Source organism: Lyngbya sp. CCAP 1446/10, assembly GCF_026130175.1.
GTDB lineage: Bacteria > Cyanobacteriota > Cyanobacteriia > Cyanobacteriales > Microcoleaceae > Microcoleus.
This window is the reverse complement of sequence record NZ_JAIGNI010000013.1, coordinates 99105-112393: the sequence shown is the minus strand read 5'-3', so window position 1 is coordinate 112393 and position 13289 is coordinate 99105. Positions and strand designations below refer to the sequence as shown.

8 protein-coding genes are annotated in these 13289 nt (G+C 48.2%); 4 read left to right on the top strand and 4 right to left on the bottom strand.

Annotated features, from left to right (window positions below; all coding sequences use genetic code 11):
- The first annotated feature begins 217 nt into the window (after positions 1 to 217).
- Positions 218 to 838: a thioredoxin family protein gene (locus K4039_RS08595; protein ID WP_265234735.1), complete on the top strand. Its 621-nt coding sequence runs from the start codon at positions 218 to 220 to the stop codon at positions 836 to 838.
- A gap of 4 nt (positions 839 to 842) precedes the next feature.
- A complete protein-coding gene (locus K4039_RS08590; protein WP_265234734.1) occupies positions 843 to 1535 on the top strand; it encodes a cytochrome c biogenesis CcdA family protein in 693 nt (230 codons plus the stop codon).
- Positions 1536 to 1692: 157 nt separating this feature from the next.
- On the opposite strand, the gene K4039_RS08585 is transcribed toward K4039_RS08590, so the two are convergent.
- Entirely contained in the window at positions 1693 to 1965 is a 273-nt protein-coding gene (locus K4039_RS08585; protein WP_265234733.1) for a hypothetical protein, read from the bottom strand.
- A 274-nt stretch (positions 1966 to 2239) separates the two neighbouring features.
- Here K4039_RS08585 and K4039_RS08580 point away from each other — a divergent pair, with 274 nt between their 5' ends.
- Together K4039_RS08580 and K4039_RS08575 are read left to right on the top strand one after the other, a co-directional pair.
- A complete protein-coding gene (locus tag K4039_RS08580) occupies positions 2240 to 2830 on the top strand; it encodes a sigma-70 family RNA polymerase sigma factor (RefSeq protein WP_265234732.1) in 591 nt (196 codons plus the stop codon).
- Between the two features lie 8 nt (positions 2831 to 2838).
- Positions 2839 to 3618: an anti-sigma factor gene (locus K4039_RS08575; RefSeq protein WP_265234731.1), complete on the top strand. Its 780-nt coding sequence runs from the start codon at positions 2839 to 2841 to the stop codon at positions 3616 to 3618.
- A 297-nt stretch (positions 3619 to 3915) separates the two neighbouring features.
- Here the strand turns inward: K4039_RS08575 and K4039_RS08570 are convergent, their stop codons facing one another.
- The 3 genes from K4039_RS08570 to K4039_RS08560 form a co-directional block, all read right to left on the bottom strand.
- The gene (locus K4039_RS08570) at positions 3916 to 9162 is read right to left on the bottom strand and encodes a response regulator (protein WP_265234730.1); all 5247 of its coding nucleotides are present in this window, start codon (positions 9160 to 9162) and stop codon (positions 3916 to 3918) included.
- Between the two features lie 51 nt (positions 9163 to 9213).
- Positions 9214 to 10032 carry an HNH endonuclease gene (locus tag K4039_RS08565; protein WP_265234729.1) on the bottom strand — a complete coding sequence of 273 codons (819 nt, stop codon included), beginning with the start codon at positions 10030 to 10032 and terminating at the stop codon, positions 9214 to 9216.
- A gap of 141 nt (positions 10033 to 10173) precedes the next feature.
- Positions 10174 to 13251: a methyl-accepting chemotaxis protein gene (locus K4039_RS08560; protein WP_265234728.1), complete on the bottom strand. Its 3078-nt coding sequence runs from the start codon at positions 13249 to 13251 to the stop codon at positions 10174 to 10176.
- Between the last annotated feature and the right edge of the window lie 38 nt (positions 13252 to 13289).

Here is a 13289-nt window from a genome sequence, read left to right as displayed (position 1 = left end):
CCATATAAACCCACGGTAAATTGTGACTGTCTCAAAAAGACTGTGACATCCTTGATTTCATGATCGATCATACATTATTTAAATCAAAATTTAGCGGTCAAGCAGTAAATGCGTGATTTTTGTGGCTGAATTAAGATATTTGTAGAATCAAATAAGTTATACACTGTCGAAAAATTAAGATTTACCGCAACTTATTGAGCGGATACGAAATTAGTTTATGAACGATCGCAGGCTGGGACGACGGCAGTTACTTTGGTATTTGGGGCTGGGAGCTAGTGGAACTGCTCTCAGTTGTGGCCTTAAGAAAGATATTATCCCAACTTCTAGCTCTGACAATACCCCCATACCCGCTCCTGCTACAAGTCCTAATTTACCGACTGTCGAGAACGTTGCGGCCTCACCAACAGGAAAGTCTTTACCAGAATTTCAAGGTATCAGCCAGTGGCTAAATTCTGCGCCGCTGAAAATAGCCGATCTTAAAGGCAAAGTGGTGTTGGTGCAATTTTGGACATTTGGCTGCATTAACTGTCAGCGCACTCTACCCTACATCGTCCGCTGGCACCAGCAATATGCCGATCGCGGATTGAAGATTGTGGGCATACACACCCCTGAATTCCCCTTTGAGCGAGATGTAAACAATGTCAAAAAAGCTTTGAAGGAACACCAAATTACCTATCCAGTGCCTCTGGATAACGAATTTAAAACTTGGGCGGCTTACCAGAATGAATACTGGCCTCATTTATTTTTAGCCGATCGCCAAGGCATTCAGCGCTACGATCATATTGGCGAAGGAGCCTATGACGAAACCGAACAAATGATTCGCAAATTATTAGGTTAGTCAGATGGCAATTTCACTCACTTCGGCTGGTGTGGCTTTACTAGCAGGAATTTTAACAATTCTCTCGCCCTGCGTCTTACCAATCCTACCCATATTATTAGGACGCAGCCTGCAATCTCATCGCTATGGCCCGATTGCTTTGGTATCAGGATTAATCGCGGGTTTTGCGGCAATTGGTAGCTTGTTGGGAGTGACATCAGGCTGGTTTGTCAGCTTTGCTAGCATCCTCCGAACAGGAGCACTTGCCTTTCTTTTGATGGCTGGGATAAGTGCCATTTTTCCGCAGAGTTATCAACTGCTGTTTAAATACTTACACTTTGAAAATTGGCTGAAAGCACCCGCACGAGTAGGGTTGGTTGGTGAATTTTGGCTGGGAACCCAACTCGGCTTACTTTGGACACCTTGTGCGGGGTCTGTTCTGGCGAGTATTCTGGTTTTAGCTGTTGTCAATCCTCAGCCTGTAACTGCGTTTGTTTTACTGATTTTGTACGGTTTGGGCGCTGGATTGCCGCTACTGGCGATCGCCTATGGAGGACGCTATTTCAGCCAGCACTTATTACGTTTGCGCCCCCACAGTGCAGCTTTACAAAGAATCGGCGGCGCAATTGTTGTCGGAAGTGCGATCGGGATTCTTTTGGGTTGGGATGTCAAGATACAGCTTTGGTTAGCTCCGTTTTTTCCAACTCTGCCGCTGTGAATGCTACTGTGAAGGGCAGTGTTAAGTGCGATCGGCATAAACCAAGCTAATCAGCATTTAAATTGTATATAAAGACATAATCAAATTCTTGTGGGGCGTTGCTCCGCAGCACCGCCCCAAATCAGCAATTTAAATTCGGTGATGTCTTTGGTGGAGGCTATTTTTTCATAGCATCAGGACTCTTCATAGCATCAGGACTCTTCATAGCATCAGGACTTTTCATCGCACCGGGAGCCTTCATAGCATCGGGACTCTTCATAGCACCGGGAGCCTTCATAGCATCGGGACTCTTCATCCCATCAGAAGCCTTCATCCCATCGGGGGAAGAGTTAGGAGCAGCCTGATTTGTGCTGCTAGGAGTAGAAGAGCAGGCATACAGACTAGCCGTTAGAGTCATACCAACAATCAAATAAAGCACTTTCCGGTTCATATTTTTCTTCCAAATCTGAGGAATTTTGATTTAAGCAGTCAGCAGGTAATAGCTAGCCGTGGTTCCTTTTATAGTACGGATTACTTCTTTGATTGGATTGCGAATATCGTAAATTTGTGGCGATCGAGGTTAAAACACCCAGCTTGCATACATCCAATCAGCTCTGTAGCTCGTATTTAAGAAGATGGGGCCCGATTATTTTTGGAGACGTGCTTGCTGCAATAACCAGAATCAACTTAAAATTATCGGTTTAGGTCTGTTCTAAAAAACACCTATGGATTTGAACTCTGCCGAAACAAGCGCGGAAAAGCCTGATAAACAGACTGACGCTGAGTTATTTCAGTTGATGAGTATTGGTCAACCCTCTGCCTTGGGCATTCTCTATAACCGCTATGGCAGCTTAGTCTACAGATTGGCACTGAGAATTCTCACCAATCCTCAAGAGGCAGAAGACTTAACCCAAGAGATTTTTCTCAATCTCTGGAATAGGGGTACATACAATCCGAATCGCGGCTCTATGAGCAGCTTTTTGACAACGATGACTCGATCGCGGGCAATTGATAAACTTCGTTCCCGCAGCACTAACTTAAAATTTATCCAGCGATGGAGTCAGATGATGGCTACAGAAATTCCCCCTCTCACACCTTTCGAGTCAGTTGCTTTAGGCGATCGATCGCACTGTGTTCGCGATGCCTTAACTCAACTTCCAGAAAAACAGCGACAGGTGTTGGATATGGCTTACTACGACGGTCTGAGTCAATCAGAAATCGCGGCTAAACTTAGTATACCGCTGGGAACAATTAAAACTTGGTCTCGGCAAGGTTTATTAAACTTAAGAAAAAACTTACAAAATTTAATTGGCTAGTTGCACCTATGACAGAGCCTTTATTTCCTGAACACTCAGAAGAATTGATGGCAGGTTATGTACTTGGCAACCTCAGCCCTGAAGAAGCTGAGGAATTAAGGCGATTGCTGAAAGAAAATCCCGAACTAGCTACAGAGGTTGCTAGCCTGCAAGAAGTTCTAGAAGTTATGCCCTACGCCCTACCTGATATCGCACCGCCACCACATCTCTATTCTGCCATTTTAGAAGCTGCCTCGGTGGCTAGCGTTGCAGAACCAAATCCTTATGTTTCTGGATTTCCTAACTCATTACCCCAGAAAAAACGGCAGCATTCACCTCTACCTTGGAGTCGTTTTATTGCTAGCATCGCGGCAGTATTAGCGTTAGTTGTTGGTTTGGATAACTACCGAATCAGGCAACAAATAACCACGCTTGAGGCTCAGGTAATGCGGCAAAAAGATGTGATTGCAATGTTGCAACAGCCTAATACTCGTCTAGTTTCCCTCAAAGGCATGGCTGACGCATCTGCCGCCTCTGGAAGTATTGTAATCACACCGGGTGAACCCAAAGCTGTTTTAATCTTAAGGAACCTTCCGGTTTTACCAAAGGGTCAGTTTTATCAATTATGGTCGGTTAATAATAATGAAAAAATCGCTTGGGAGCAGTTTAATACTAATGAAAGAGGAACTGTTTTTGTCAAACTTTCTCTGCCTGCTAATGCGGAAGTAACACCATTAGTTGTCACGGTTGAAGCATCGCCCTTACTAAAAAATCCTGCTGGGCCTATGGTAATGACAGGGACTTTATAAACTAATTGAATGTCTATTCGCTAACACTGAGCGATCGAGATATTGCCAATTATTTTATTTGGTTTGCCTCGCAAACAGATGTGAAAATAAATTCTTAGATGAATAATTTTTACAAGTATACGAGGAAGATGGCCAACCTCCGCCAAACTATCCAACCCCCTGCATCAACGTTAGTAAATTTACCGACTCCAATAACCCCGCCGCATTTTGACTCAATGAGGACGATCGCCAGATGATACAAGTCCTGTGAGGAGTTTAATCCCCACAGGAGTCACAGCCTTTCAAACATTACCTAACCTAGACAACAACCGGAGCACCAACAACCTCACCCTTCAACATCCGAGCAGCAGCATCCATCAATTGCTCCTCCAAATAAGGCTTAGTGAAATAGCCCTTCGCGCCCAAACCGTAAGCCATTTGGCGGTGTCTGTCAGCACCACGAGAAGTTAGCATCGCGATCGGCAATTCGCACAAAACCGTATCCTTCTGCATCCGAGAAAGTAGCTCCAAACCATCCATTCTCGGCATCTCAATATCGCAAAACACGATATCGCAAGGCAAACCAGATTTCATCTTTTCCCAAGCCTCCTTACCGTCGCGAGCTTCCTCAACCCGGTAGCCCGCCTTCTCAAAAGTAATCGACAAGAGCGATCGCACCGTAATCGAATCATCCACAATTAGTACAGTCGGCTCAGTCTTCTCAACCTCCGCCTCAGCAGCAGCCCGATCGCTCTCATCCCAAAGCGTACCACCAGCTTCCTTCTGTAGCCTGCCAGTAGCCAAATCGATCAGCTCCAGAACATCCGCAATCGCCACGATTTTGCCATCTCCGAGCACCGTAGCACCCGCAATCCCGATCGGCTTCGGCACAGGCCCCTCCAACTGCTTAATCACGATTTCCTGTTCCGTCGAAACCTGATCCACCTGCACCGCCAAGAAATTGCCCGCAGACCGCAGCACAATCACCGAAATCATGTCATCGTCAGTATTAAACCCATAAACACTGCCCCGGCCCAAATGACGGTTGTAACCCAACAAATCCCGCAGCGGTCGGAACGGCAACATCGAACCCCGCCACTCAATGCAAGGCAAACCGTCCGCCCCAGTCGTCACCTGATCGCGAGGTACATCAATCATGTCCTCCACCCCGTCCATCGGGAAAGCAATCCGAGCTCGATCGCTAATGCAAGTCAGAGCCTTAGAAATACTCAACACCAGAGGTAAACGGATGGTGAATACTGTTCCTTTGCCGAGCGTCGAATCAATCCCCACAGTCCCCCGAATCTCGTGCAAGGAAGTCTCTACTACGTTCATACCGACCCCCCTGCCCGCATACTCCGTCGCCTGTTCCTGAGTGCTAAAACCGGGCATAAACAGCAAATTGTAAACTTCCGATCGAGACATCCTCTGAGCCTGAGCCGCCGTCAGCAAACCCTGCTTAATCGCCTTCGCCTTCACCTTTTGCGGGTCAATTCCCGCCCCATCATCAGAAACCGAAACCACCGTTTGATTCCCTTGGTGGAAAGCCCGAATCGTAATCTTACCAACTGCCGGCTTCCCGGCTGCTAGACGCACATCAGGCGCTTCAATGCCGTGAGTAATCGCATTGTTCACCAAATGAGTCATCGGGTCATAAAGCTGATCCACAATCATCTTGTCGATCAAAATATCCTTACCCTCAACCTGCAACTGAGCCTGTTTCCCGCACTTAATCCCAATTTCCCGCACCGCGCGGAACAGCCTGTCCGTCGTCTCCGCAAACGGCTTCATCCGAGCGCGAGTCAAACCTTCTTGCAGTTGAGTCGTGACTTGCCGCAGTTGGCGAGTCACCTGATCTGCTTCATCCACCAAAAACTCAATATCGGCCGCCGACTCCCGCACCCGCACGATCAGCTCAATAATCTCCTGAGCCAAACTGTGGAAAGGAGTAAACCTGTCCATTTCCTCTGGTCTCCAGGCACTTTCCCGGCTGTGGGATGACTCTTCATTGCGCCAGGCCGATCGATGTCCCTGCCGATTTGCCAACAAAGCAATCTCCAACAGACTCCGCTCATAGAAATCCTGAGTCCGTTGACTGACATCACTCAGCAGCGTCACTTGATGCAGCAAATTGTCCAAAAACTGCCGCATCCGTTCCTGATCTTGTTCCAAACTGTTGCGGTTAACTACCAATTCCCCCATCAGGTTGCTGAGGTTGTCCAGTTGCTTGACGGGCACGCGCATCGTTTGATCGCCGAACCCACCAGCGCGGGCATTCCGCCTAGGTCTATTGTTGATTGCCGACTGCCCCATATTAGTTTCGCCCTGTGAGCGGCCGCTATCTTTTGGATCTTCCAGCAGTTTTTCTAGGTCGCCAAAGTCGTCGTCGCTCTGGGAAGCGGCAGCGGCTTGAGCTTTGCGGGCAGTTGTCGTCGGTGCTGGAATTTCTGGCATAGTTGCACTCTCGCTCAGCAGATCTTCGAGATCGGAGAAAACTTCTGTTGTCAGCGGATTCTGATTTGTTCTTCCAGAGGCTGCTATTGTCGCCCCAGCACCGCCTGCGATTAACAACGCTTCTAAATCGTCAAAATTACTTTCGGCATCGTCACCGCCTGATTCAAGGTCGCCAAAAAAGTCCGCCAGCGACTCATCTTCCAATTCCGAAGCATCGGCTCCGCTTGATGCTTCGTCATCGTCATCAAAGCCCGTCAGTCGCGAAGTCACCAGAGGCCCAGCATCGATCGAATCCAACAAGTCATCAAAACCCTCAAACTCTGCGGTGTTGAGAGTCGCCCCGGTTTCTAGATCTGCTAACAAATCTGCATCGCCCTCAAACATATCATCGAGAGATGCTGCCGACAGCGCCTCTAAATCTCCGGCCGAAAAATCTGTTTCCAGCGCGCCAAACAAATCATCTTCATCCTGGGACTCGACTGCGGCATCTGTTTCTCGATCGAACAAATCCGCACCTTCGGAGTCGAACAAACCATCAGGAAGTTCTGCATCCACCAGCGGTGGAGGCGCTTCGCCAAACATATTTTCCAATAAATCGAAAGTGTTCAGATCAGACTCGAAGCTGGAAATTTCCGCATCAGGACGATCGGACAATACCCCAACTTCAACCGCTGCCAAATCTGCCAAGCCCGCCTCAGAAAGAGTCGCCTCCGATCCTGAGAACAAACTCGCCAAATCGCCCTCATCGGCTGCCACACGACTTGGCAACTCGGCATCCTCAGGTAAATTCAACCAATTCCCATCGACTTCTCCAGAAGTTTCTTGGTCATACTCAATACCCGTAGTAGGTACAGAACCGAACAATTCAGCCAAATCCGCTGCTTCTCGGGAAGTAGTGGCGGCCTGACGATTCTCGACAGTTTCCTCATCGACCGCATTCGAGTCCGAAGTAATCTCCCCAAACAGGGCATCTAAATCGGTATCTTCTGGTTCAAGATCGATCGATTGTGCAGACTCATCTTCCATACCAAAAGTATCTTCTAACCAATCTTCATCCGCAGAAATATCCAAATCAGAATCAGAATTTGAGGTCATATTAAAAACACCGCCACTTTCTTCATTTAGTGTCCCGCGATCCGCCAAAGATCGATCGCCCCCGCTCTCCCCAGTTTCCTCTTCAGGAGAAAAGAAATCAGAAGTAATGCTCAACAGCTCGCTGAAATCCGAATCCGAATCCACCTCAGAGAGGAACTCGAAATCGTCTATTTCTGCTGTAGCTGGTTTTTCTGCATCTCCCCAATCATCCCCACCACCTGCTGCGTCTGAAAATTCCGTATCGAAAGCGTCAGGGTTGAGGGCAGATTCTTCGGAGATTGCGGGCGCATCTGCTGCTTCGGATAAATCCAAATCGCCAAACAAATTATCTAAATTTTGCGACACAACATCGGAATTTTGGGCAGCTACTTCGTCCAAAAATGTACCGAGAGCGTCTTCATCGGCTTGCTTCTTAGCAATGCTGACGCTACTTTCTTTCCGATCTAAATTCTGCCTATTACCTGTTTCAAACTGTTTGCGGGTTGACGGTTGCCTCAAACCCACCTTTTCCCGATCGACTGCCGCCACTGAACTATCAGCTTCGCTTCCAAGCACATCATCCCCAAACAAATCCGTGAAATCTTCTAAAGGATGTGCTGCACTTGTTTCTGAATTTTCTACACTGTCTTCGTCAAACAACAAATCAGTAAAATCGCCTGAATTGTCATCGTTATCTAGCTCAAATATGCTCCCCGGCGATATTCCAGTAACTGACTGTGTATAGTTGAGGTCTTCTTCTTCTTCCCAAGCGCCGTCAAGGTCTGGGGATTCACCATCAAACAAATCTGCTAAAGTATTGAGTTCAGCAGCACCTACTTCCGGGCCAGTGCGGGTCGAGATTTTCAAAGAACCCATTTCTGCATCTGACTCTCCGAACCCAGGGGAACTGTATAACTGTGCCGATCGTCCTCCCCTGTAGTCGTCTCCCTCGTCGCCATCTAGTTGCTCGAACAGCTCGTCCATGCTCAGCCCAGAAATAGTCGGCAGCATTTGTTCGTCTGGCTGGGAATCGCCCAACAGATCCAGATCCCAAGCTGCATCTTCAACGGAAATCGCCTTTGTGCCGGGCCCACTCGGTTGAGCAAATGCCAGTAAGTCTTCAAAGTCTGTTTCGGGAACTATAACGGCTGGCAATAGTGACAGAAGTTTGGCGCTGGGTGCGATCGATCTAGATTGACCTGAAAGTACCTGTTCTTGCCCTTGTTTGATATCTTTGATAACCGTTGGAGCTAAGATCCGGTAGCTGTTTTCTGGGTTGGCGATCGCCTTTTCTACGCATTCAATCAATTCTATCCAGTCGGGCAGTTCAAATTCCTCTCCCGCCATTTTCAAGTTCCGACAAATATTCCTAAGTTGTCGCCTGGTGTCAGAGTTCTCAGGTTGTTTGAACTCTTGCAGCATTTCCCGCATCCTCGCCGGCACATCTGAGTCAAATACGAGGTGCAGCGCGCTTTCTTCTGTTGTGAGATCGGATGGGTAAGCTGAGCCAGAGTCAGCAAAACTCATCGATGAGTTAAACGCCCCGACTCCCATTCCGGCCATAGCTTGTGGTGCTACTGGCAGCGGGCTGCTCTCATCTGTATCGCTAACGCAGTGTCCGACAAGTCCCCCCAAGTGCCGGTTGAGTTCTTCAAATACGGGTTCTAATTCCCGAACCATCTGTTCTCCCAATTCCTCTGTCAGCCCAAAAGGCCCCGACAGTTGCTCTAACAGCCCTTGCAATGTGTCAAAAATTCGCAGGAACAGGGACTCTAGTTGTTGATCTACTTTAACGCTGCACTCTTTTAAAACTTTAAAACTATCTTCTAGTCGGTGGGATGTTTGCTGAATGCTGGTCAGCCCCAGCATTGCGGCTCCTCCTTTGACAGAGTGAGCAGCCCTAAATACTTCGTTGACCAGTTCTGGGTCTTCGATCGTGGTTTGCAGATTCAGCAAGCCTTGTTCGATCGTATTGAGATGGTCTTTTGCCTCCTCAATAAAATAGCCCATAATCCTCTGTTGTTGTTCCGGCAGCATATTTTTATTCCTGATTTTAATCGTTATTGTATTGGGTCTATTTTAATATTCTTAGAGAATATCTCTGTAAATCTCTCCCCTTGCCAACAGAATAATCTGACTGCGAGATATTGCAAATGTCCTAGCTATTTCTGCTTTCGATATCCCCTCACCTAAAAGATAGCGAATCTGCTGCACCTGTTCGGCTTTTAGCTTGCGGCTAGGGCATATCTTGCCAGGAACGAAAGGAAAGCGGTTTTTTTCTATAGAATCGCGGGAGTTATCGGCGGGAGTTCCTTCCCACAAATGATCGGGATTGACACAACCGCGATCGTCGCAACTGTGACAAGCAAAATAACCCGGTTTGATCGATCTTCCCAGTTTATCTTCAAGTACAAGTCTGTGCGGATAGAAGCTTTGATTTTTACCGTTAATTTTGATAGTTTTCACGGAGTAACCATCACTTCTTTTAGCCAAGATACAAATCATGCAACCATTCGGCTGTATTTGGGCCCGAATGCCAGGAATTACTTCTATGCCTAGCGGTAGTTTTTGAGGTTGAGGTGCAGATGTGCTTCCTACATCTTTAATCCGTCCTTTGCTAAACCTATCTTGAGAATTTTCCAGTCTAGAACCTTCCCATAAATGATTAGGATTAATGCAGTTACGAACATCACAACTATGGCAACAAAAGTATTCTGGTCTAATCGGACGACCCAAACTATTTTCCAATACTAAACGGTGAACTGTAAGCGTTTTCCATTCACCGTCAACCTTAAGTCTTTTGTTGGCATAGCCCCTGCTATTTTTTGAAAGAGTAGAGATAATACAGCCCGTCGGCTGAATCTCACCAAATATGCCAGAAATTACCTCTACTATGTTATCGTTCATCTGTACAACTCCTAGTTTATTTAGGTGCTGGATTGGCATCCCCGCAGCGGTTTCAAGACTGCGAGGTTACTTTTTGTCTTTCATCGTTTCCACAAAAACGTGCTTGTCAATCAGCAAGTAAAAAAAGCATTAAACAATCAATTATTGTCTTTCTGCTGTTTCTACTCGGAACCTTTCTACCGATGTCAAAAGGTCGCGAGCAACACCTACCAAATTTTGCAAAGCACCCGAAACTCGCTGCGCTTCTTGGGACGTTTCCTGAGCAGTTAATTCCACTGCTTGCATCACACTGGCGACCGAGCGAGCTGTTTCATTCTGTTCTACAGTGTCGGCAGTAATCGATCGCACCAGCACGTCAATTCGATTAGTTACTTGAATGATATCTTCAAGCGATCGCTTCGCCTGTTCTGCCAATCTCGTCCCCTCAATCACCTGCTGCGTCCCTTCTTCCATCGCCGTCATTACCGCGCCAGTTTCACTTTGAATTTGCATCACGATCTGCTCAATTTCTTTCAAAGACTTAGCCGATCGATCTGCCAACTGTCGCACCTCATCCGCCACGATCGCAAAACCCCTTCCCGATTCCCCAGCTCTTGCTGCCTCAATACTAGCGTTAAGAGCCAACAAGTTCGTCCGAGAGGCGATCGCCGCAATCAAACCCACAATCTTAGAAATTTCTTGAGAAGCTTCCGCCAACCGCTTGACTTTTCTCGTGGTTTCTGCTACCGTTTCTCGAATTTCTAAAATCCCGGCCACCGTTCGCTCCACAGCCTCGCCCCCTTTCAGAGCCGTTGCCGCCGCGCCCCGCGCCACTTCTTCCGCCTCTCTAGCACTCTCTGCGACCCGTTGAATCGCATCAGTGAGGACTTGCACCGAATTCAGCGTGGCCGCCAGTTCCTCAGCCTGCCGCAGCGCGTCAGAAGACAAATCGCCCGCAAACTTGGCACTATCCGTAGCACCTTTGCTAACCTCGCGAGCCGCCTGCTTCACCTGGTGGACAATTTCGCGCAGGTTTTGAATTGTCAAGTTAAACGAGTCAGCAACAGCGCCCAAAACGTCTGCCGTGACTTCCGCCGTCACCGTCAAGTCACCACGAGCCGCTCCTTCCACGTCATCTAGCAAGCGAATCACTTGGCGCTGCAAGTCTTCCTTTGCCTGTTCCTGCTCATCAGACTTGCGCCTGGTATCGCTAATCGTAGTTTGGATCACCTTCGCCATGTGGTTGAATTTAGCAGCCATTTTGCCAAATTCATCCTCCGAGTAAATCGTAGCCCGAGCATCCAAAGTTCCTTGAGATACAGCATCGAACTGAGCTTGCAAATTTTCCGAGGACTTGCGCACCTGCTTGGCGATCAACTGACCGATGCCCCAAGAAGTCAAAAAGCTCGTAACACCTGCTGCTGCCGTCATTACCCAGCCTGTTTGGCGCAGGTAAACGATCGCCTCCGGCTTGTCTTGCTTCAGAGCTTGATAGGAAGCAATGTTAGTTACGAAAGCCACAGCTACCAGAGAAACCAGTCCGGCCCCGATCGCCGTGTACAACTGTTTAGTAAACAGAGGGGCATTTTCCAAGAAAGCCAGTCCCCCCTGTTCCACAGTCACCGAAGTATCGATCGCTTCAGTGTCTGTCGAAACAAAATTCGATACCGACGCATCAGCAGGGCCGGAAATGCTAAAGATCTCATCGTCTCGAATTGCCGAGCCGTCGCTGTTGTCAAAGTCCAAGCCACTGCCGCTCGTACCCATCATCCCGCTGGTCGAGTTGCCGAAATTGGTGTTACCTCTAGTCAGGATCGAACTGCTGGAATCTTCTGAGATGTCAAAGTCCGGCAAATTGCCCAAATCGTCAAAATCGTCAAATTCGTCTAAAAAGCCACTGTGTTCTTCAGCATTCCCAGTTTTTGACCAGTCACTGCCGTTATTGTTGGCAGCCCCGAAAGCTGTCGCTTGCTCGTTTTCGTCAAGAGAGAAAGAATCGCTGAAAGCGTCGTCATCAAAAGCATCTAACTCGAAGCTGTCTATCGAGCCAAATGCCGGTGGTTCCGAGTCGCCGTAACCGTTACTATTGGAGTTTGATCGATCGGCAGAATTAAATTGTCCCCGGCTCGACCTTTGACTTTGAGAATTCGGGACAGCACCTCCCATCAACAGCGTTTCGTCTTCCGCCAGCGAATAGTTTGACGAGTAGTCCGACCCCGCATCCGGCTGCTTGTTTGGCGATCGAGAAGACCCAAAACCCGATGACATCGGCTGAGCAAAAGGGTCTGCCTCTTGTGCATCGGGTGCTTTTTGACTGTGATTTTGCCCGGTCAGGGGTGGGGATTGATAGTCGTAGTCGTCATCATTCAGGTCGAGTTCGTCTGGCAAATCGAGTGGCGCAAAAGGTTCGCCAAAATTCTCAGACGGGCCGGTGGGAGAGTCTAGTTGTTCCGAGTCAAAGGAATTCCCGCTTTCGGAACTAGCAAAACTTTGACCGTTGAGCATCTGAGTTGGAGCTTCTGAAAACAAATCTCCTGAATAAGGCGCCGTGGAACCAGAAACTTTGCTATCAGACAAGTCACCAGCCTCAAACCCTGGGTCATCTAAGCCAAAAGGATCTCCCAAGTCCGAGCCGAATTCGTCCATGTCTAGCGGCTCAGACGCATCAGCATAAGCTGCCATCGCGCCGCTGTCTCCAGCAAAGGGGTTAGTTAAATCTTCGACAGAGCTCGCAGCACTGCTGTCTTCTGGTTCCCACTCCAACCCGCTCATGCCCAAGTCTGCCAATTCCTCGTTTTCCATGTCCTGTGGCGATTGACTCCCATAGGACATGGATGAGGAATTCCCTTGGAAAAGTCCCAAATCCTCGTCTTCTGGCCCTTCCTCCATAGACAAGTCTGGGTAGAATTCCAATTCAGTTTCAGCAGACAAAGCCTCGAAACTTTCGGTGTGCAGTTCTCCCGATAAAAATTGGTCTGTGTGGCTAATGCCGCTCTGAGCGTGTTCGACCAAAGTCGGGTCGTCACTCAGGCTCATCACTACCATGTACTGTTCCCGTGCCACCTCATACTGTTGCAGTCCGTAGCAGTAGATGTGCCCGCACAGCAGCCGAGCGCTGGGGTCTTCGGGGAAATCTTCTACTAATTGATAAACTAGGGATGCGGCTTCTGAATAGTTGCCATCCATGTAGGCTGCTTCTGCCTGTTGGTAGTCCTGCTGAAAGTTGGTACTTGTTGCCATTTGCCGCCCTCTTTTGATTTTAGATTTTAGATTTTAGA